Annotated in this window: 19 protein-coding genes; 8 read left to right on the top strand and 11 right to left on the bottom strand. The window is 67.2% G+C overall.

Annotated elements, in window-relative coordinates:
- The gene (gene ctaD / locus ACLD0W_RS01080; RefSeq protein WP_410305674.1) at positions 1–1,602 is read right to left on the bottom strand and encodes a cytochrome c oxidase subunit I; all 1,602 of its coding nucleotides are present in this window, start codon (positions 1,600–1,602) and stop codon (positions 1–3) included.
- Positions 1,603–1,616: 14 nt separating this feature from the next.
- Entirely contained in the window at positions 1,617–2,825 is a 1,209-nt protein-coding gene (gene coxB, locus ACLD0W_RS01075) for a cytochrome c oxidase subunit II (RefSeq protein ID WP_410305673.1), read from the bottom strand.
- Positions 2,826–3,228: 403 nt separating this feature from the next.
- Here coxB and ACLD0W_RS01070 point away from each other — a divergent pair, with 403 nt between their 5' ends.
- Entirely contained in the window at positions 3,229–3,561 is a 333-nt protein-coding gene (locus ACLD0W_RS01070; protein WP_410305672.1) for a DUF1820 family protein, read from the top strand.
- A 366-nt stretch (positions 3,562–3,927) separates the two neighbouring features.
- On the opposite strand, the gene ACLD0W_RS01065 is transcribed toward ACLD0W_RS01070, so the two are convergent.
- Both ACLD0W_RS01065 and ACLD0W_RS01060 read right to left on the bottom strand, forming a co-directional pair.
- Positions 3,928–4,116 carry a hypothetical protein gene (locus ACLD0W_RS01065; RefSeq protein WP_410305671.1) on the bottom strand — a complete coding sequence of 63 codons (189 nt, stop codon included), beginning with the start codon at positions 4,114–4,116 and terminating at the stop codon, positions 3,928–3,930.
- Positions 4,117–4,206: 90 nt separating this feature from the next.
- Positions 4,207–4,653: a hypothetical protein gene (locus ACLD0W_RS01060; protein ID WP_410305670.1), complete on the bottom strand. Its 447-nt coding sequence runs from the start codon at positions 4,651–4,653 to the stop codon at positions 4,207–4,209.
- 134 nt (positions 4,654–4,787) lie between these two features.
- Here ACLD0W_RS01060 and ACLD0W_RS01055 point away from each other — a divergent pair, with 134 nt between their 5' ends.
- Complete coding sequence (locus tag ACLD0W_RS01055) at positions 4,788–5,513, top strand: dienelactone hydrolase family protein (RefSeq protein WP_410305669.1); 726 nt, start codon at positions 4,788–4,790, stop codon at positions 5,511–5,513.
- A gap of 32 nt (positions 5,514–5,545) precedes the next feature.
- Here the strand turns inward: ACLD0W_RS01055 and ACLD0W_RS01050 are convergent, their stop codons facing one another.
- From ACLD0W_RS01050 to ACLD0W_RS01040, 3 genes are all read right to left on the bottom strand, one after another.
- Positions 5,546–6,196, bottom strand: a complete 651-nt coding sequence (locus tag ACLD0W_RS01050; RefSeq protein ID WP_410305668.1) for an alpha/beta hydrolase — start codon at positions 6,194–6,196, stop codon at positions 5,546–5,548.
- Between the two features lie 11 nt (positions 6,197–6,207).
- Complete coding sequence (rapA, locus tag ACLD0W_RS01045; RefSeq protein ID WP_410305667.1) at positions 6,208–9,087, bottom strand: RNA polymerase-associated protein RapA; 2,880 nt, start codon at positions 9,085–9,087, stop codon at positions 6,208–6,210.
- Positions 9,088–9,158: 71 nt separating this feature from the next.
- On the bottom strand, positions 9,159–9,935 hold the full coding sequence (locus ACLD0W_RS01040) for a helix-turn-helix domain-containing protein (protein ID WP_410305666.1): 777 nt from the start codon (positions 9,933–9,935) through the stop codon (positions 9,159–9,161).
- Positions 9,936–10,032: 97 nt separating this feature from the next.
- On the opposite strand from ACLD0W_RS01040, the gene ACLD0W_RS01035 reads away from it, so the two are divergent.
- From ACLD0W_RS01035 to murI, 6 genes are all read left to right on the top strand, one after another.
- On the top strand, positions 10,033–10,446 hold the full coding sequence (locus ACLD0W_RS01035; RefSeq protein ID WP_410305665.1) for a hypothetical protein: 414 nt from the start codon (positions 10,033–10,035) through the stop codon (positions 10,444–10,446).
- On the top strand, positions 10,443–10,796 hold the full coding sequence (locus tag ACLD0W_RS01030) for a DUF4345 family protein (RefSeq protein ID WP_410305664.1): 354 nt from the start codon (positions 10,443–10,445) through the stop codon (positions 10,794–10,796). Before ACLD0W_RS01035 ends, ACLD0W_RS01030 begins: the two co-directional genes overlap by 4 nt.
- A 58-nt stretch (positions 10,797–10,854) precedes the next feature.
- A complete protein-coding gene (locus ACLD0W_RS01025) occupies positions 10,855–11,034 on the top strand; it encodes a hypothetical protein (RefSeq protein WP_410305663.1) in 180 nt (59 codons plus the stop codon).
- A gap of 15 nt (positions 11,035–11,049) precedes the next feature.
- Positions 11,050–11,241 carry a DUF1272 domain-containing protein gene (locus ACLD0W_RS01020; protein ID WP_410305662.1) on the top strand — a complete coding sequence of 64 codons (192 nt, stop codon included), beginning with the start codon at positions 11,050–11,052 and terminating at the stop codon, positions 11,239–11,241.
- Positions 11,238–12,101 carry an alpha/beta fold hydrolase gene (locus ACLD0W_RS01015; protein ID WP_410305661.1) on the top strand — a complete coding sequence of 288 codons (864 nt, stop codon included), beginning with the start codon at positions 11,238–11,240 and terminating at the stop codon, positions 12,099–12,101. Before ACLD0W_RS01020 ends, ACLD0W_RS01015 begins: the two co-directional genes overlap by 4 nt.
- Positions 12,102–12,225: 124 nt before the next feature.
- Entirely contained in the window at positions 12,226–13,065 is an 840-nt protein-coding gene (gene murI / locus ACLD0W_RS01010) for a glutamate racemase (RefSeq protein ID WP_410305660.1), read from the top strand.
- A 42-nt stretch (positions 13,066–13,107) separates the two neighbouring features.
- Here murI and uca read toward each other — a convergent pair whose 3' ends face one another.
- The 4 genes from uca to ACLD0W_RS00990 all read right to left on the bottom strand — a co-directional run bounded on the left by uca (position 13,108) and on the right by ACLD0W_RS00990 (position 18,956).
- Positions 13,108–16,710, bottom strand: a complete 3,603-nt coding sequence (gene uca / locus ACLD0W_RS01005; protein ID WP_410305659.1) for an urea carboxylase — start codon at positions 16,708–16,710, stop codon at positions 13,108–13,110.
- 83 nt (positions 16,711–16,793) lie between these two features.
- The gene (locus ACLD0W_RS01000) at positions 16,794–17,432 is read right to left on the bottom strand and encodes an urea amidolyase associated protein UAAP2 (protein WP_410305658.1); all 639 of its coding nucleotides are present in this window, start codon (positions 17,430–17,432) and stop codon (positions 16,794–16,796) included.
- Positions 17,433–17,448: 16 nt separating this feature from the next.
- A complete protein-coding gene (locus ACLD0W_RS00995) occupies positions 17,449–18,165 on the bottom strand; it encodes an urea amidolyase associated protein UAAP1 (protein ID WP_410305657.1) in 717 nt (238 codons plus the stop codon).
- Complete coding sequence (locus ACLD0W_RS00990) at positions 18,162–18,956, bottom strand: ABC transporter ATP-binding protein (RefSeq protein ID WP_410305656.1); 795 nt, start codon at positions 18,954–18,956, stop codon at positions 18,162–18,164. Before ACLD0W_RS00990 ends, ACLD0W_RS00995 begins: the two co-directional genes overlap by 4 nt.
- Positions 18,957–18,962: the final 6 nt, after the last annotated feature.

Here is an 18,962-nt window from a genome sequence, read left to right as displayed (position 1 = left end):
TTATTTCACCACCGGGGGCGTTTCAAAGGTATGGAACGGGGCCGGAGAGGGCACTTCCCATTCCAGACCCTCGGCACCGTCCCAGGGACGGGCTGCGGCCTTCTCACCTTTCTTCATGGCGCACAGCAGACAGACCGCCAGGAAGAACAGCTGGGACAGACCGAACCAGAAACCGCCGATGGAAATCCAGAAGTTGTAGTCCGCGAACTGCAGCGCGTAGTCGGCATAGCGACGCGGCATGCCGGCCAGGCCCACGAAGTGCATCGGGAAGAACAGCAGGTTCACCGACAGCAGGGAACTCCAGAAATGCAGCTCGCCGAGCAGTTTGTTGGGCATCACGCCGGACCACTTGGGCAGCCAGTAGTAGGCGGCGGCGAACATGCTGAACACGGCGCCGGTCACCAGCACGTAGTGGAAATGCGCCACCACGAAGTAGGTGTCGTGGTACTGGAAGTCCACCGGAGTGATCGCCAGCATCAGGCCGGACAGGCCGCCACAGGTGAACAGGATCACGAAGGCGATGGCCCACTTCATGGGCAGCTCGAAGGTCATCGAGCCGCGCCACATGGTGGCCACCCAGTTGAACACCTTCACGCCGGTGGGCACCGAGATCAGCATGGTCATGTACATGAAGAACAGGGTGCCGGCCAGCGGCATGCCCACGGTGAACATGTGGTGGGCCCAGACCACGAAGCTGAGCAGTGCGATGGAGGCGGTGGCGTAAACCATGGAGGCGTAGCCGAACAGCTGCTTGCGCGCGAAGGTCGGAATGATGGACGACACGATCCCGAACGCGGGCAGGATCATGATGTACACCTCGGGGTGCCCGAAGAACCAGAACACGTGCTGGAACAGCACCGGGTCACCGCCGCCGGCGGCGCTGAAGAAGCTGGTGCCGAAGTGGCGGTCGGTGAGCATCATGGTCACCGCGCCGGCCAGTACCGGCATCACCGCGATCAGCAGGAAGGCGGTGATCAGCCAGGTCCACACGAACAGCGGCATTTTCATCAGGGTCATGCCCGGCGCGCGCAGGTTGAACACGGTCACGATCACGTTGATCGCGCCCATGATGGAAGAGATACCCATCATGTGCACGGACAGGATGAACAGGTCGGTGGAGGCCGGGCCGTACTCGGTGGAGAGCGGCGCGTAGAAGGTCCAGCCGAAGTTCGGCGCGCTCGGGTGACCGGCGCCGAAGGCGCTCATGAACACCGAGCTCAGCAGGATCAGGAACGCGAACGGCAGAATCCAGAACGACCAGTTGTTCATGCGCGGCAGCGCCATGTCCGGCGCGCCGATCATCAGCGGGATCATCCAGTTGGCGAACCCGACGAAGCCCGGCATGACGGCGCCGAACACCATGGCCAGGCCGTGGACGGTGGTCATCTGGTTGAAGAATTCCGGGTCCACGAACTGCATGCCCGGTTCCAGCAACTCGGTACGGATCACCATGGCCAGCAGGCCACCGACCATGAACATGGTGAAGCTGAACCACAGGTACAGCGTGCCAATGTCCTTATGGTTGGTGCTGAACAGCCAGCGTTTCAGGCCGGTCGGGGCGTGGTGATGATGGTCATCGTGTGCAGCGGCAGCGGTACTCATCGCTCTCCCCTCCCTCACTCTTGTTCGTAGACGTCGTCGGGTTGAATCAGATCGCCGGTCTCGTTACCCCAAGCGTTACGCTCGTAGGTAATGACGGAAGCGATCTGGCGCGGTGACAGCTGGGCGGCGAAAGCGGGCATGGCGCCACGGCCTTCCACCAGCACGTGGATGTGCTCTTCCAGATGTTCTTTCTTGGTGGCGAAGTCGCTGCCCGCGAACGGCAGGCCCACACCGCCTTCCCCATTGTTGCCATGACACACGGCGCAGTTGCCGGCGTAGGTCTGCTGGCCCAGCTCCATGGCCTCGTTCAGATCGGCGAACGGCGTCAGGTCCGGGGCGGCCGCGGCCTCTTCCTTCTTCTGCGCCAGCCAGTCGGCGAACTCGGCCTGGCTCACCACCTTGGCCTCGATGGGCATGAAGGCGTGGTTCTTGCCGCACAGCTCGGCGCACTGACCATAGTAGGTGCCTTCCTTGCCTTCGGGAACCTTGGCCCAGGTCTCGTTGACAAAGCCGGGGATGGCGTCCTTCTTGCCGCCGAAGTCCGGCACCCAGAAGGAGTGGATCACGTCGGCGGAAGTCACCAGGAAGCGCACCTTCTGGCCGGAGGGCAGCACCAGCGGCTGGTCCACTTCCAGGTTGTAGTTGGCGCCTTTCTCGGGGAACTCGTTACCCACGGCGTCCTTGGCGGTGCCGTAGGGGAACAGGCCGCCGGACAGTACCGGGTTGTTGATCTGTTCCGGCGGCGTGGCGATGTTGGACATGAAGGAGACGCCGATATTGTTGTCGTCGGCGTAGGTGAGGTACTCGTACTCCCACTTCCAGCGATGGCCGGTGACCTTCACGGTGAGTTCCGCGTCGGAGGAGTCATCCAGCTCGATCAGCACGCGGGTGGCGGGCACCGCCATGGCGATCAGGATGATGAACGGAATCACCGTCCACAGCACCTCCAGGAACACGTGCTCATGGAACGTGGCCGGGTTCGGATGGCGGGAGCGGCGGTGACGGATCATGGAGACCAGGATCAGGCCGAACACCAGCAAGCCGATGATGGTGACGATCCAGAGGATGGTGGTGTGAAGATCGTACACTTCCTGGCTGACCGCGGTGACCCCGGGCCGCAGGTTGTGGTCGGAACGTTCAGTCCAGTCGCTGGCCACGGTCATGCCGCTGATCATCAGCGAAATGAGACCGACCGCCGCGCGGTGGAACAGAGTTGACTGCATGCGTTAGCTCCCTGTTTTCCCCAGCGAGTCCCCCCCGGAACAAGGGGGCACGCCTTTTCTATTGCCGTCACCGGCACCTGGAAATCGAGTTTCAGGATAAGATGCTGTGGAGCCCTGCCGGGGCCCTGCCCGGAAGGGCGGGGGCGGCCAAGGGGGTGGCCAAAAACCCGCCTTATTATTGAGAAAATCGCCTTAGAACAATCACTTACAGGAAGTGAGGGAAAAGGCGGCGGTCTCCCAGGGTGCGGCAAAATGCCCCACGGCATTGTGGGCCGTAACTCTAGTCATTCAAAGGGGCAAAGTCCAGCCGCCAAGCCCGCAAAACAGAGGCTTGCGGGGGATGCCGGGCGGCCAATCTGTGCTAGACTGCGCGCCCGTTTCAGGCACTCATACCTCCCGGATCATGTCGAAAAGCCGTCAAATCTATCGGGTTATTTTCCTCAACCAGGGGCAGATCTACGAAATCTACGTAGGTCAGATCTACGCCAGCGACCTTTATGGCTTTATCGAAGTGGAAGAATTCCTGTTCGGTGAGCGGGCGCAAATGGTGGTGGACCCCTCCGAGGAGAAGCTCAAGAACCAGTTCGCCGGGGTACAGCGTTCCTTTATTCCCATGCACGCGGTGATTCGCATCGACGAGGTGGAGAAGGAAGGCGTGGGCACGATCACCGAGGCGGGCAGCAACGTCACCGCCTTTCCGCTGCCGTTCGGTCCCGGCGGCGGCAAGAAGACCTGACCCCCCCAGAAAAGCCTGCCCCCAGAAAAAAAGAAGGGCGCCAGCTTTGCTGTGCGCCCGGAGGGTTGCCTGATTGTATTGGGAGACTCATGGGGTTAGTGCCGTATCGGTGGAGGAAGTTCCCCACCTGGCGTTCCCGTCCCGATAAATTTTCGAATCAGCGCATTTCGATTCGGTCCGACCGCGCCGGCGGAGCGTTCGCATCCTTGCTCCCTGGCCCTCCCTGATGGCCCTGCGCCCACCAACAATCGCGCCGTCGGTATGCAATCAGAGGCTTTCCCCGGGCAGTCGTTCCTGCCCCGGCAAGGAACTGTGAACGAGCGCACGCCGGTTTTTCGGATTTAACCTTTCATGGCTCCGCCGGGGTCAATCCCGGCGGTCGCGGTCGGCGGCGGGCATGAACAGGGTGGGGCTGTTCTCCGCCGCGTCGTCGTTCACCGAGCGGGCTTCGCCGGCCTGATCGCCGCCCCAGACCGTGCGGGCCAGATCGGCCTGGGCGGGCAGCCAGAGAGCGGAGGTGATGGCGATCAGACCCTGAATGGCCAGTTTGGTCATGGCGAGCACTCCTGAACGGCAATGATTTCCATTTTTGAGAGCGGCCCGCCCGATTCGGTTCCGTGGCGCGTCTCTTAATGAAGCGACGGCTCAGCGGTTGAGTCTGAAAATGTCCATGATGACCTGGGTCGCATCCAGAATACGGACCACCTCGTTGTCGATCACCACGTCCGAGTAGCCATTCGGAGTCCGATAGACCGACTCGGGAAGACGGTAGCCGTGATAGTAGAGGTCGTCCGGCAGTCGCCGCCCTTCCCGCAGTTTGTCCCGCCAGCCCGGTGGCAGATCGCCCCCCCGGGCCACTTTCTTACGCAGCCCCGGCGGCAGATCGTCCAGGTCGCGGCGTTCCCCATAGTGAAGCAGCGCCTGCCGTTCCCGGTCACTGAAGATGCGCGCATCGGCGTCCATGCCGGCATGGCGCGGGGCGGCGCCTTGCTTGCCGCCCTGGCCGGCCCAGGCCGGCGGGTCCGCCAGGGCGGCCGGGGTCAGGGCCAGCACGGCGGCGGTGAGCAGAGTGGTTCGCAGTGCGTTTCTCATGGCGTGTCTCCTGCAAGGGATGGCCCTCCATGAAAGCCGCCCGCGGGTGAAGGTGCCATGACGCGGTTCCGGTTGTTTGCGGGGGCAAGGTAACGAAGTGTTTAATGGCGTGCGCTTTGACCGGGAGATAAGTAATGAGTGATATCGTCAATCAGGCCATCGACTACGACGTGGACGGCCGCACCTTCCAGGGCCATCTTCTTTATCTGCGCGGCGCCACCCCCAGCCGCGCCCTGTTGATGGCCCCCAATTTCTTCGGCATCAGCGACGCCGCCATCGCCCAGGCGGAGCGCCGCCTGGACAACACCCGGGCGATTTTCGTGTTGGACCCGTTCGGCAAGGAGGTGCGCCCGCAAACCCCGGACCAGGCCATGGAGGCCATGGGCGCGGTGCGAGCGGACAATGCCGCCCTGCGCGCGCGGCTGCGCGGCGCCCTGGCGGTGCTGGAGCGGGAGGCCGGTGAGCTGGGCATTGCCCGGGACCGGCTGGCCATGTTCGGCTTCTGTTTCGGCGGCGCCTGTGCCCTGGAACTGGCCCGCGACGGCGCCGACCTGCGCGCCTTTGTCAGCTTCCACGGCCTGCTGGATACACCGGCGCCGGCCACCGGCCCGGTGAAGGGCAGCGTGCTGGTGCTCAACGGGGCCGACGATCCCATGGTCAGTGAGGACTCACTGAAGGCGTTCAAGGAAGAGATGGACGGGGCCGGCGCGGACTGGCAGCTCACCCACTTCGGCGGCGCGGTGCATTCCTTCACCGACCCGGGGGCGAACATGCCGGGCCGTTCGGTCTACGACCCGAAAGTGTCGCGGCGCGCGTTCGCGGCCATGGACGACCTGTTCGACGAGGTATTCAGCGCCTGAGCCGGATCGCGGTCGTTCGACCGCGATCGCCGTTAATCGAGGACCCGCGCCAGAAACGCGGCAATATCCTGGATCTCCTCCAGGCACACCGCGTGCTCCATCGGGTAGGTCTTGTACTCGGTGGGGTAACCCTTGGCGCTCAGGGTGTCCGCCGCCCGGCGGCCGCCCTGTTCCGGCACCATCGGGTCGAAGGTGCCGTGGGCGATGAACACCGGCAGGCCGGCGTTGGCCTCGCTGAACGCCACGCTGTCGGCGGTGGCGAAATAGGTGGACAGCGCCATCAGCCCGGCCAGCTTTTGCGGATGCCGCAGGGCCGCTTCGTAGGCCACCGCGCCACCCTGGGAAAAGCCCGCCACCACGATCCGCTCGGCGGGCACGCCGCGTTCGATTTCGCGTTCGATCAGGGCGTCCACCTGGGCGGCGGAACGGCGGATGCCGTCCTCGTCCACCGGGCTGGTGCCGCCCAGGCCGGCGATGTCGTACCAGGCCGGCATCACCATGCCGCCGTTCACCGTCACCGGGATTTGCGGGGCATGGGGAAACACGAAGCGGGTGCGCTTGCGGCCCAGCTCCGGCACCACCGGCTCGAAGTCGTGGCCGCTGGCGCCAAGGCCGTGCAGCCAGATCACGCTGGAGTCGGCGGGCTGTTGCGGGTCCAGTTCCACGCAGGGCAGATAGTCCATGCTGTTCTCCTTCAGTTGCCGGCGACGATGACGCGCACCGCCTCCAGGCGGAAGCGGGCATCGCCGATGCGCTCTTCCAGGGCTTCGGTCTGCCGTTCCAGGTAGGTGATTTCCTCCTCCCGGACCAGCGGGTTCTTGTCACGCAGGGCGCGCAGCCGGCGCAGTGCCTGGTCCTGGCTGTCGCGCATGGCGGCCAGGGCCTGGTCGATCACCGCGCGGGCCTGGCCGGCGGCGTTCTGCTCGTCGTCCTTGAGCAACTGCTCCAGCAGCCCCTTCTGGCTGGCCACGATCTTACGCGCCAGCGGCTTCTCCAGCTTGTGGCATTGCCGGCACAGCGCGTCGTGGGTGATCGCCGAGGACAGGTCGCGGCCGTTGGCGTCCAGCAGCCGGCGCACCGTGGTCACCGGCAGAAAGCGGTCCGCCTGCAGGTGCCGGGGCGCCACCGGCTCCACCGTATAGACCGCCTCCACCAGCAGGGTGCCGGCCTTGATCTTGGGATTCTTGAGCAGGCTTACCGAGGCCTTGCCCCGGTGCTCGTCGAGAATCAGATCCAGGGCGCCGCCCACCAGCGGATGCTCCCAGGTCAGGAACTGCATGTCGTCGCGGGCGATGGCGGTGCCACGCCGGTCGGTGACGGTGACGCCTTCCTCGGGCAGGTGCGGGAACGGCTCGCGCAGGTGCGGGCCCGGCTTGAGGATCCAGGCGTCGTCGGAATGCTCTTCCTGATCCACGCCGTAATGGTCGAACACCCGGGTCATGAACGGCCAGGGGCTGTCGGCGTCGGCGGCGGCCAGTTGTTCCTTGAGGGTCTCCGCCCGGGCGGGGTCGAAGGAGGCCAGCTCCAGCAGCCGGTCGCGGCCCTGTTCCAGCCGCTCGCGCAGGGCGCCGGCCTCGCGGCGGGTGAGGCTTACCAGGTCGTCCAGCAGGGCGCCGTCGTCCGGCCGGGTGAGCGCCGCCTCCAGGGCCTCGCCGGTGCGCTGGCGGATTTCGTGGCCAGCGGGGTTGGTGTGCTCGAAGGCGTTCATGCCCTGGTGGTACCAGTGGAACAGCACCTCCTGGGCGTGGCCCTGGAAGTAGGGCACATGGATCCGGACGTCCTCGCTCTGGCCGATGCGGTCCAGGCGGCCGATGCGCTGTTCCAGCAGGTCCGGGTCCAGGGGCAGGTCGATCAGCACCAGATGGTGGGCGAACTGGAAGTTACGGCCCTCGGAACCGATCTCGGAACAGATCAGCGCCTGGGCGCCGTCCTCGTGATCGGCGAAATAGGCGGCGGCCCGGTCCCGCTCGATCAGGTCCATGCCTTCATGGAACACCGCCAGGTTCATGCCCAGCTTGTAGCCACAATGGGCGTGCAGGTCGATGGCGGTGTCGCGGCGGGCGCAGATCACCAGCACTTTGTCGCCCCGGTGTTCCTTGAGAAAACGCTCCAGCCAGGTGACGCGCGGGTCCTCGCCGCACCAGCGGTCGTCGCCGAAGCCGGCTTCCGGGTACAGGCGCAGGGCCAGCTCTTCGTCCGCGTCCACCCGGTAGTTGTCCGGCAGCGTCAGGGGCTCGCCGTGCACCTGGCGGGCCGGGAAGCCGGCCACGTTATGGCGGGTGTTGCGGAACATCACCCGGCCCGGGCCGAAGCGGTCCAGCAGCTCGGCCAGCACCGCCTCGCGGTGGGCTTCGTCCACGGTTTCGTCGGGCAGCAGCGCGGCGGCGCGCTGTTTCAGGTCCGTCGGCCAGCTTTCCTGATCGTGCAGTTCGCCGACCAGCTCCGCCACCTCCCGGTAGCGGGTCTGTTCGGCGACGAAGGTATCCAGGTCCGGGTAACGGTCCGGGTCCAGCAGGCGCAACCGGGCGAAGTGGCTTTCCAGGCCGAGCTGTTCCGGGGTGGCGGTGAGCAGCAGCAGGCCCCGGCTGGCGTCGGCCAGTTGTTCCACCCGCCGGTAGGCCTCGGAGGGCGCCTCCGGCGACCAGTGCAGATGGTGGGCTTCATCGACGATCACCAGGTCCCAGTCGGCCGCCGCCAGGCTGTCGATGTCGCAGCCTTGCAGAAAGGCGGTGCTGCACAGCACCAACTGCTCGGAGAGGAAGGGGTTGTCGTCCACCTCCGGCGCGGCGCCTTCGCCCTCCGCCTCGGCGAACAGGTCCGCCAGCATTTCCTTGACCTCGTCCACGCTGGGGCGGGACAGGGCGCTCAGGCGTTCCTCGTCGAAAATGGAAAAGCGCAGATTGAAGCGGCGGGCCATTTCCACGAACCACTGGTGCACCAGGGCGTCGGGCACCACGATCAGAACGCGGCGGGCGCGGCCGGTTTCCAGTTGCTGGTGCAGAATCAGACCCGCTTCGATGGTCTTGCCCAGGCCCACTTCGTCGGCCAGCAGCACCCGGGGGGCGTAACGGCGCGCCACCTGGTCGGCAATATGAAGCTGGTGGCCGATCAGATCGATGCGCGGGCCGCGCAGGCCCTGGATCGGTGAGCCTTCACGGCGGGCGCGGGCCTGCAGCGCCGACACCCGCAGTTCGAACCAGCGGTTCGAGGACAGCTGGTTGGTGAGCAACCGGTCCAGGGCGCCGCTCAGGCGCAGACGGTGGCCGAGCAGGGATTCCGGCACCGGCTGCACGTTGTCCGGCTCGTCGGCGGGATGGGCGTGATAGACCATCAGGCCGTTGTGGTCCTCCACGTCCTTGACCACCAGGTCCAGGCCGTCGCCGGTGGTCAGGGTATCGCCCACGTCGAAGGTGATGCGCGACAGTGGCGCGTTGTTCTTCGCGTAGGTCCGTTCTTCTTCCACGGCCGGGTAACTGACCGTCACCAGACGGTAGTCCACCTCCTTGATCAGTCCGAGCCCCAGTTCGGTCTCGGATTCGCTGAGCCAGCGCTGGCCGGGGGTAAATTCGGTCATGGCTATCCTGTGGCCGATCAATTGGGGAGCGGGATTATACGGGTTCGGCCGCGTCGGCGCGATGAACGGGCTCAGTCCATTGCGTCGAAAAAGGCGCGAGTGGCGTCATCGGCGGGGAAATAATGCTCGATGCGCAGCTCCTCCATGATCACATCCATGGCGGTGCCGAAGCTGGCCAGGGTGGAGAAGGTGGTCAGGCGCTGGCCGCCCACCATCATCTGCAGGGTCAGCATGGGTTCCACGCTGACCGGCGTGGCGCCCAGCAGAGCGGGCACGTCCGCCAGGTCCTCCAGGCGCCGGTACAGGCGCTGCAGCTGCGGGTCCGGGCGCAGGTCCAGGTCCCGGCGCAGGCGCCGCAGCAGCGCCGCGGCGACCAGCTCCCAGTTGAGGATAAAGGGTTTGAAGCCGTCCGCATGAAACACCAGCTCGACGATATTGCCGGTGGCCGGCAGCGGGCCGGCCTCGGCGACCATTGCCTGGATCAGCCCCTGCAGGGCGCCGTTGGCCAGCAGCAGGTTCCAGTGGGCGTCGAGCACGGCGGCCGGGTAGGGCAGGTGGTTGTCGAGCATCACTTCCAGGGCCTGGCGCACCGGCGCCATGGCCGGCTCGTCCAGGCGCGTCTCGCCGTACACCGGCGCATGGCCGGCGGCCACCAGCAGCTGGTTGGTATCGCGGCAATTCAGGTCCAGGGCCGCCGCCAGGCGCCGCAGCAGGCCGGCGCTGGCCCGGGCGCGGCCGGTTTCCACGAAACTCAGATGGCGGCTCGACACCGCCGCCCGGCCGGCCAGCTCCAGCTGGCTGAGACGGCGCGTTTTGCGCCAGTCGGAAAGCAATTCGCCCGGTTCCATCTCCGCTCCTTGTGTTGCGTCACTACCCACCAGGTAATTGTTTCACTTCCCCGGCGCAACGATGCTGACTCTACCAGAAACGACGAGGAGAAAGACCATGCCCTGGCAATCCCTGAAGCACGCGCTTTGGTTCAACGCCGTCGGCACCGCTCTGCTGGGTGTCGTCCTGATCGCCGCCGCCGGCCCCCTGGCGGGCCTGTTCAGCGCCTACTCCGGCGCCGTGCCGCCGCTGCTGATGACCGGCGCCGGTGTCGTCTGCCTGCTGTTCGCCGTGGACCTGGCCTGGGCGGCCCGCCGCTCGGACCGTGGCGTCGGCTTTGCCCGCCTGCTGACCCTGGCGGACGCCGGCCTGGTGCTGGCATTGCCGCTGGTGATGCTGGTGGCCGCGTCGCGCCTGTCGCTGTGGGGCCAGCTGCTGCTGGCGGACCTGGCCCTGATCACCGCCTTCCTGGTCTGGTGCCAATGGCGGGGCCTGGGCGCCCCGGCGGTGGCCCTGGACGCCCGCCGATGAGCGCGCTGATCGCGGTGGCGCTGGCCTTTCTGGCCATGGGGGCGGTGGCCATCGCCGCCCCCGACCGGGTGCTGGCGCTGGTGGATGTCCCGCGCCTGCCGTGGGCGGCCCGCAACGAGGTGAGGGCGGTGTACGGCGGTTTCGGTCTGGCGGTGGGTGGGCTGTTGCTGGCGGCGCCGGCCTTGCCCGCTTGGCGGGCCGGCATCGTGGTGACGGTGGCGGTGGCCCTGCTGGGCATGGCCGGCGGACGGCTGGCCGGTCTGCTGCTGGACCGCCGCCTGCCGGGCTGGCCGGCGGGTTTTCTGGTGGCGGAATTGCTGCTCTCGGCGTGGTTGTTGTGGACCCTTTGACACCGGCGCCCGCCGGTTGCGGTATTCTGGGGGCGGGTAAGTCAATCAAGGTGATGCGATGGGCGACATCGTTCCGTTCAAGAAGCCGGCCCGTAAGAAGCCCAAGAAGGGAATGTGCCAGCACGGCTTCCACAAGTGGAAGGTGGTCAAGAACACCCGCTTCGACAGTCAGCGTGGCAAGCTGGTGACCCGTTACCAATGCGAGCGTTGCGGCAAACGGAAGGTGGAGGCGCACTGATATGGTGGAGATGACATGCTGGAAATGAAACACCACTGTGAACACTGCCGGCAGGCCCTGGCCGAGGACGGCGAGGCCTACATCTGCTCCTACGAGTGCAGCTTCTGCGTGGACTGCTGCACCGCCTTCAGCGCCACCTGCCCCAACTGCGCCGGGGAACTGGTGCGCCGGCCCCGGCGCGCGGTACCCACGGACGCCGCCGAATGAACGGCGAGCCGTTCAGCGTCGACAACGGCGCCGGCTACCGGGTACCGCTGAGCTGGTACCCGGCCGCCGCCGGCGCGCCGATTCTGCTGGTGCTGCCGGCCCTGGGCGTGTCCGTGCGTTTTTACGACAAGCTGGCGGCGGCCCTGGCGGCCCGTGGCTTCAGCGTGGCGCTGATGGAGCAGCGCGGCCACGGCGACAGCGCGCTGCGCCCGTCCCGGCGCAGCGACTGGGGCTTCGCCGAGGTGCTGGACCGGGACGTGCCGGCGGTGCTGGACTGGCTGCGCGACCACCATCCGGAAGCGCCGCTGTACCTGCTGGGCCACAGCCTGGGCGGCCATTTCGCCGCCCTCACCGCCGGGCGTCTGCCGGCGCGGGTGGACGGGCTGGTGCTGGTGGCCACCGGCAGCCCCTGGCTGAACGCCTTCGCCGGCCCCATGCGCAAGAAGGTCCGGCTGCTCACCCGGCTGATTCCGGTCTGCAATCTGGTGCTGGGCTATTACCCCGGTGACCGCATCGGCTTCGGCGCCCGGGAGGCCCGCACGCTGATGGCGGACTGGCGCGGGCTGGCGTTGACCAACCGCTATCACGCGCGGGGCCTGGACCAGGACCTGGATGCCGCCGTGGCCGCGTACCCGGGGCCGGTGCTGGCGATCCGGCTGGCGGACGACGCCTTCGCGCCGGCGGACTCGGTGCACGCGGTCACCGACAAATTCCGCGCCGCCCGCCTGATCGAGGAAACCCTGGACGCCAATCAGCTCGGCGACAAGGCGGACCATTTCCGCTGGGCCCGCCAGGCCGACACCGTGGCGGAACGGGTACGTATCTGGCACGGCGCGCCGGGGACGCCCCCGGCGGGCTGAGCCGGCCTTTGTTCCCGGGCCCCGCTGGCGGTACTCTTAGCGGCCAGAGCCCGTTCTTGAGAAGCAACCCCAAGAGTCACCGCTGACCCGCGTTGCCGGGTCGCTGGAGTGCCGTCCGGAAACCATGCCTGTGTCCACCCCGCCGACTGAACCCTCCACCACCGATCCCGTGCTGATCTTCGATTCCGGCGTCGGCGGCTTGTCCGTGGTGCGCGCCCTGCGCGCGCAACTGCCCGGCGTGCCGCTGGCCTATGTGTGCGACAACGCGGCGCTGCCTTACGGCACCAAGGCGGACGACTGGCTGGTGGCGCGCATCGTGGCGGTATGCGCGGCGGCGGTGGCGGCCAGCGGCGCCCGCGCCCTGGTGGTGGCCTGCAACACCGCCAGCACCCTGGCCCTGGAGGCGTTGCGCGAACGCCTGGTGATTCCGGTGGTGGGCACGGTGCCGGCGATCAAACCCGCCGCCGCCCTCAGCCGCAGTGGCGTGATCGGCCTGCTGGCCACCTCCGCCACTGTGTGCCGGCCCTACACCGACCGCCTGATCGCCGACTTCGCCGCCGGGCATATCGTGCAGCGGGTGGCCGCCGACACGCTGGTGGCCCAGGCGGAACGTTTGATCGCCGGCGAACCTCTCGATCCCGACGCCCTGGACCGGGCGCTGGCGCCGCTGTGGGCCGAGGAGCGTCTGGATACCGTGGTGCTGGGTTGCACCCATTTTCCGTTACTCAGCGACGTGCTCGCCGAGCGCGCCCCACGCCCGGTGCATTGGGTGGACTCCGGCGCGGCCATCGCCCGGCGGGTGGCGCAGGTGCTTGACCCTTCGGCGCCCGCCGGCAACAACGCTGGCACCAACGCCGGCACCAACGCCAGCGACCCGGCCTGGGCCACCGGCCCGGTATCGCCGGGTTTGACACGGGGCTTCGCCGGCTTCGGTTTCGGCGCGCCCCGGTCGTTGCTGGTCTGATCCGGGCCGGATCGCGGTCGGACGACCGCTCCTATACCGCGCCTAGGGGGCGCCGAGCACCATCACCGCCTGGCCGGCGTTGATCTGCTGGCCCTCCTGGCGGGCCACATGGATCACTTTGCCCGCCTCCGGCGCGGTCACTTCGATCTCCATCTTCATGGCTTCCAGAATCGCCACCGGTTGCCCGGCGTCCACCGTATCGCCCTCGGCCACCAGCAGCTTCCAGATATTGCCCGCCGTCGGCGCTTCCACCGGGGTGCCCTCGGGCAGGCCGTCGGCGTCGCCGGCGTTCAGGTCCTGTTGCGCTTCGAAGTGCAGCTGGCCGCTTTCCTCCCAGCGTTGCAGTTCGTCGTCGAAGGCCCGGTTGCGAGCGTCGGTGAAGTCGCGGATCGAGGCGTCGTTGCGTTCCAGAAAGCGCTGGTATTCGCCCAGGTTGAAGGTGGTGTCCTCGACCCGGAACGGGTAGCGGCCCTTGGGAAAATCCCGGCGGATTTGCCGCAGCTCCTCGGCGGAGACTTCGTAGAAGCGGATCTGGTCGAAGAAGCGCAGCAGCCAGGGCTGGGGGAACGCCTCGGTTTGGTGAAAGCGGTTCCACATCTGGAAGGTGCGTCCCACGAACTGGTAGCCGCCGGGCCCTTCCATGCCGTACACGCACAGATAAGAGCCGCCGATGCCCACCGAGTTTTCCGCGGTCCAGGTGCGCGCCGGGTTGTACTTGGTGGTCACCAGCCGGTGGCGCGGGTCATAGGGCGTGGCCACCGGCGCGCCCAGGTACACATCACCCAGGCCCATCACCACATAGCTGGCCTCGAACAGAATCCGTTTTACCTCGTCGATGCTGTCCAGGCCGTTGATGCGGCGGATGAACTCGATATTGCTCGGGCACCAGGGCGCATCGTGGCGCACCGACTGCATGTACTTTTCGATGGCCAGGCGGCAGGCTTCGTCGTCCCAACTCAGAGGCAGATGGACGATGCGCGAGGGCACTTCCAGGTCGTCCTGTTGGTCCAGGGTCAGCTCGGCGTCCTTGAGGGTGGCCAGCAGCTCCGCCCGGGGCAGCACCGCGGGATCGAAGTGCACCTGCAGGGAGCGGATGCCCGGGGTCAGCTCCAGCACGCCGGGCAGGTTTTTTTCCTCCAGCCACAGCATTAGGGCGTGGGCGCGGAAGCGCAGCCGCAGGTCCAGCTCCAGGGGGCCGTATTCCACCAGCAGATAGCGGTCGCCGGCGGCCCGGTAAACCACCGCCGGGCCTTCGGCCTGTTCCTCCAGGCGGTCGAGCACCGGGGTGGTCACCGCCGCTGGCCGGGCCGTCAGGGTCGGGGCGCTCAGGGTGTCGATACAGCGGTCCTGTTCGGCAGCCAGGGCGTCCGCGTCGTCCAGACTCACCGGCACGAAGCGCAGGCGGTCGCCGGCCTTCAACTGACCCAGCTTCCAGCGATCCGCCAGGATCACCGTGGCCGGGCACACGAAGCCGCCCAGGGAGGGGCCGTCCGGGCCCAGGATCACCGGCATGTCGCCGGTGAAATCCACGCTGCCGATGGCGTAGGCGTTGTCGTGAATATTGGACGGGTGCATACCCGCCTCGCCGCCGTCCCGGCGTGCCCATTGCGGCTTCGGGCCCACCAGGCGTACGCCGGTGCGGCTGGAGTTGTAGTGCACCTGCCAGTCGCTGGCGAAGAAGGTGGCCATGTCCTGGTCGGTGAAAAAGTCCGGCGCGCCGTGGGGCCCGTAGATCACCCGCAGTTCCCAGCGGTCGCCGAGGGCGGGTTTGAGTGCTTCCGGCACCGCCGGTGACGTTTCCCCGCCGGCGGCCTCGCCCAGATGCAGCACGTCGCCGGTGCGCAGCGCCCGGCCACCGTGGCCGCCGAACTGCCCCAGGGTGAAGGTGCCGCGCGAGCCCAGGTAGGGCTGGCACTGCAGACCGCCGGCCACCGCCAGGTAGGCGCGGGCGCCGTGGCCGCTTACCTTGCCGAGTTTGAGAGTCTGGCCGGCGCCGACCGCGATCGCCTGGTAGGCGGCCACCGGTTCGCCGTCCAGGGTGGCGTTCATGTCGGCGCCGGTGAGGGCGACGCGGGTGGCGCGATTAAAGCGCAGGGTCGGGCCGTTGAGGGTGAATTCCAGGCCGGCGGCGTTTTCCTGGTTGCCCAGCAGCCGGTTGCCGAGCCGGAAACTCAGCGCATCGAAGGGCCCGGACGGCGGCACCCCCACCGGCCAGTAGCCCTGGCGGCCCGGGTAGTCCTGCACCGTGGTCAGGGTGCCGCCGGCCAGCACGTCCAGGGTGGCGGGCACATAGTGGAAGTGATTGAGATAGCGGGTGGTCATCTCGCCGTTACGGAACACCGGGTCGGCCAGCACCGCGCCCAGGTACTCACGGTTGGTCTCGATGCCTTCGATCAGGGTGTGCGCCAGGGCGTCCTCCAGGGCCGCCAGAGCGCCGTCGCGGTCCGCCCGGTGAACGATCACCTTGGCCAGCATCGGGTCGAAGAACGGCGACACGGTCAGGCCCGCCTCGATCCAATGGTCGATGCGCAGCCCCTCGGTTCGCGCCTCGGTTTCCGGAAAGGCCACCGCCGTCAGCAGGCCGGCGCAGGGTTGGAAATCCTTGTTCGGATCTTCCGCGTAGAGGCGCGCCTGGATGGCGTGCCCGCGTGGGCGCAGCGGCGCCGCCAGGGCGTGCAGGTCGTCCAGCTCGCCGGCGGCCAGGCGCACCATCCAGTCCACCAGGTCCACGCCGTAGACCGCCTCGGTGACGCCGTGCTCCACCTGCAGCCGGGTGTTCACCTCAAGAAAATAAAAGTCATTGCTGTCCTGATCGACGATGAATTCCACGGTGCCGGCGTTGCGGTAGCGGACCGCCGCCATCAGCCGGCGGGCGGTATCGTGCAGGGTGGCGCGCACGGCATCCGGCAGGTGCGGCGCCGGGGTTTCCTCCAGCACCTTCTGGTGCCGCCGTTGCGCGGAGCAGTCGCGCTCGCCCAGGGCCACGGCGGTGCCCCGGCCGTCGCCGAACACCTGCACCTCGATGTGCCGGGCCCGCTCGATGTATTTCTCCAGAAACACGCCGTCGTTGGAAAAATTGTTGGCGCTGAGCCGGCGCACCGTGTCCCAGGCTTTCGTCAGTTCGCCGTCGTCGCGGCAGATCTGCATGCCGATGCCGCCGCCGCCGGCGGTGCTCTTGAGCATCACCGGGTAGCCGATGTCATCCGCCGCCCGGCGGGCCGCGTCCAGGTCGTCCAGCAGGCCGGTGCCCGGCAGCAACGGCACGCCGTTGGCTTCGGCCAGGGCGCGGGCGGTGTGCTTGAGGCCGAAGTCGCGCATCTGGTCCGGAGTCGGGCCGATAAAGGCGATGCCGTTGGCCTCGCAGCGTTCCACGAACGAGGGGTTCTCGCTGAGAAAGCCGTAGCCGGGGTGCACCGCGTCGATGCCGTGTTCCGCCATCAGCGCGAACAGCTTGTCCTGGTTCAGATAGGTGTGCGCGGCGTTGCCCTCGCCCAGGCTCAGGGCCAGGTCGGCCTCGGCCACATGGCGGGAGTCCGCGTCGGCGTCGGCGTACACGGCCACGCCGGTGACGCCCAGGGCACGCAGGGTGCGCAGAATACGGGTGGCGATGGCGCCACGGTTGGCGATCAGTACCTTCTTGAACATGGGGTCGCTCGCTGGCGTGGCGGGCCGTCCCGCCGTGGTCACGGATCACCGGGGTCGTCCCCGGCGCGGCGCGCGGGCGCCGGTCAGTGCCAGATCAGCACTTCGATGGGCGTCGGGTCGTAGCCGTTGCAGGGGTTGTTGAGCTGCGGGCAGTTGGAAATCAGCACCACGGTGTTCATCAGGGCCTTCATTTCCACGTACTTGCCCGGCGCGGAGATGCCGTCCTCGAAGGTCAGGCCGCCCTCGGCGGTGACCGGCACGTTCATGAAGAAATTGATGTTGTGGGCGATGTCGCGCTTATCCAGGCCGAACTCTTCGTGTTCGTTGATGGCCAGCATCCAGCTGTCCCGGCAGGCGTGCATGCAGCGCTTCTCCAGGTCGTAGCGCACCGTATTGCTCTCGGTGGCGCAGGCGCCGCCCAGGGTGTCGTGGCGGCCGCAGGTGTCGGCGGTGATTTCCAGCATCGGCCGGTTGCGGTTGGAGCGCAGCACCGAGCCGGCGGTGAGATAGACATTGCCCTGTTCGCGCACCGTGTCCTGGGCGCTGTAGCGCTCGGCGGTGTCGTCGGCGTTGTAGAACAGGGTGTCGGCGGCCTGGTTGCCTTCCAGGTCAAGAATGCGGAAGGTCTCGCCGGCGCGCACCACTTTCAGGAAATAATCCCCGGCGGGCACCACCTCCCTGAAGACGGCGTCGTCGGGTTTGAACGGGCTTTCCTTGATCATCGTCGTGCTCCTCCTGTCAGGCGCCCAGGTAATAAAGGCGGTTGTTCTCGAAGGCGCGGGCGTTCTCCGGCCGGAAGTTGAGGCAGTAGTCGTCCTTGGTGACCGGTTCCGCCTTGAGCATTTCCAGCCGCACTTTTTTCTTCGGGTATTCCGGCGCCGGATTGAGCGGGTGCGGGCAGGTGTGCAGCAGCACCAGGGTGTCCATGTCGAAACGCAGGGTGACCCGGGCGCCGGCCTTCGCCGCGGAGGGATCGAAACGCAGGGCGCCGTCGTCGCCGGTGACCACCTTGCTGAACAGATTCAGATTGGCGGCCAGGTCACGCTCGTTGAGGCCGTACTTGGCCATCTCCACCAGGAAGCTGTCGTGGCCGCTCAGGTACCAGCCGTTGCGGTGTTCCTGATAGCCGTGTTCGCCGTACTTTTCCTTGAGCGTGTCCGGGTGCAGGTTGCCGCACACGGTGTCGTGCCAGCCGAAGTCGTCCTCGACGATGGAGGCGAACACCCGGCCCATGTCGGAGTAGAGACAGTTGCCCCGGGTCAGCTTGAAGGTGTGCTGGCCCTTGAGGGTGTCCGGCGCGTTGTAGCGCTCGCGTTTTTCTTCCGGGTTGTAGAACAGCAGGCCCACATTGGCGCCGCCGTCCAGGTCGGTGAGCCGCAGGGCGGTGCCGCGGCGCATCCGGAACGACCAGTGGGCGCCGCCGGGCATGGTGTACTCGTACAGCGGTTCGGTCATGGCGTGGCTCCTTCTAGCAAACGGGAGGTGTCGTGCACATTGCGGGCGATGGCCTGCAGGGTGCCCTTCTGGCTGTCGCCCACCGGCAGGTCGTAGGTGAGGCGGGCGCCGTAGCTTTCCGGGGACTGGGCGTCCCGGCGCACCTTGTCGAGTACCCACAGGCGGGTGCCCAGATAAAAGCCCTCCGCCAGGTCGTGGGTGATCATGAACACGGTGAGCCGCTGTTCGCGCCACAGCTCCAGCACCAGCTGGTGCATGTCGCGGCGGATGCCCGGGTCCAGGGCGCCGAACGGTTCGTCCAGCAGCAGAATGCGCGGCTTCTTGATCAGCGCCTGGGCCAGGGCCAGGCGCTGCTGCATGCCGCCGGACAGTTCGTGGGGGTATTTGTCCAGGGCGCCGCCCAGGCCCACCGCTTCCAGCATCGCCACGGCGCGGTCGCGGATCGCCTTGCGCGTGGCGCCGAAGGCGCGGCCCAGCCAGCGGTTGGCGTCCAGTTCGCCGCACAGGCTGGCGTTCTGCAGGGCGGTCAGGTGCGGCAGCACCGAGTAGCGCTGGAACACGATGCCCCGGCTTGCGTCCGGTTCGCCGGGAATCGGCGCGCCGTCCAGCAGCAGCTGGCCCCGGCTCGGGCTTTCCGTGCCCAGCAGCATTTTCAGCAAGGTGGTCTTGCCGCAGCCGGAGGCGCCCACCAGGGTGACGAACTCGCCTTCCTCGACGCGGGCGTTGAGGCGTTCCAGCACCACCTGGTCGCCGTACTCCTTCCACAGATTGTTCAGTTCGATGATGGCCATGGTTCC

Source organism: Alloalcanivorax sp. C16-1, from assembly GCF_046507805.1.
Classification (GTDB): Bacteria; Pseudomonadota; Gammaproteobacteria; order Pseudomonadales; family Alcanivoracaceae; genus Alloalcanivorax.
The sequence above is the reverse complement of the archived record's forward strand: the minus strand, read 5'-3'. Positions and strand labels throughout refer to the sequence as shown.

Bases quoted from the DNA above. Each gene is read 5' to 3' on its own strand.
- ctaD (WP_410305674.1), bottom strand. From the start codon at position 1,602: ATGAGTACCGCTGCCGCTGCACACGATGACCATCATCACCACGCCCCG.
- coxB (WP_410305673.1), bottom strand. From the start codon at position 2,825: ATGCAGTCAACTCTGTTCCACCGCGCGGCGGTCGGTCTCATTTCGCTG.
- ACLD0W_RS01070 (WP_410305672.1), top strand. From the start codon at position 3,229: ATGTCGAAAAGCCGTCAAATCTATCGGGTTATTTTCCTCAACCAGGGG.
- ACLD0W_RS01065 (WP_410305671.1), bottom strand. From the start codon at position 4,116: ATGACCAAACTGGCCATTCAGGGTCTGATCGCCATCACCTCCGCTCTC.
- ACLD0W_RS01060 (WP_410305670.1), bottom strand. From the start codon at position 4,653: ATGAGAAACGCACTGCGAACCACTCTGCTCACCGCCGCCGTGCTGGCC.
- ACLD0W_RS01055 (WP_410305669.1), top strand. From the start codon at position 4,788: ATGAGTGATATCGTCAATCAGGCCATCGACTACGACGTGGACGGCCGC.
- ACLD0W_RS01050 (WP_410305668.1), bottom strand. From the start codon at position 6,196: ATGGACTATCTGCCCTGCGTGGAACTGGACCCGCAACAGCCCGCCGAC.
- rapA (WP_410305667.1), bottom strand. From the start codon at position 9,087: ATGACCGAATTTACCCCCGGCCAGCGCTGGCTCAGCGAATCCGAGACC.
- ACLD0W_RS01040 (WP_410305666.1), bottom strand. From the start codon at position 9,935: ATGGAACCGGGCGAATTGCTTTCCGACTGGCGCAAAACGCGCCGTCTC.
- ACLD0W_RS01035 (WP_410305665.1), top strand. From the start codon at position 10,033: ATGCCCTGGCAATCCCTGAAGCACGCGCTTTGGTTCAACGCCGTCGGC.
- ACLD0W_RS01030 (WP_410305664.1), top strand. From the start codon at position 10,443: ATGAGCGCGCTGATCGCGGTGGCGCTGGCCTTTCTGGCCATGGGGGCG.
- ACLD0W_RS01025 (WP_410305663.1), top strand. From the start codon at position 10,855: ATGGGCGACATCGTTCCGTTCAAGAAGCCGGCCCGTAAGAAGCCCAAG.
- ACLD0W_RS01020 (WP_410305662.1), top strand. From the start codon at position 11,050: ATGCTGGAAATGAAACACCACTGTGAACACTGCCGGCAGGCCCTGGCC.
- ACLD0W_RS01015 (WP_410305661.1), top strand. From the start codon at position 11,238: ATGAACGGCGAGCCGTTCAGCGTCGACAACGGCGCCGGCTACCGGGTA.
- murI (WP_410305660.1), top strand. From the start codon at position 12,226: ATGCCTGTGTCCACCCCGCCGACTGAACCCTCCACCACCGATCCCGTG.
- uca (WP_410305659.1), bottom strand. From the start codon at position 16,710: ATGTTCAAGAAGGTACTGATCGCCAACCGTGGCGCCATCGCCACCCGT.
- ACLD0W_RS01000 (WP_410305658.1), bottom strand. From the start codon at position 17,432: ATGATCAAGGAAAGCCCGTTCAAACCCGACGACGCCGTCTTCAGGGAG.
- ACLD0W_RS00995 (WP_410305657.1), bottom strand. From the start codon at position 18,165: ATGACCGAACCGCTGTACGAGTACACCATGCCCGGCGGCGCCCACTGG.
- ACLD0W_RS00990 (WP_410305656.1), bottom strand. From the start codon at position 18,956: ATGGCCATCATCGAACTGAACAATCTGTGGAAGGAGTACGGCGACCAG.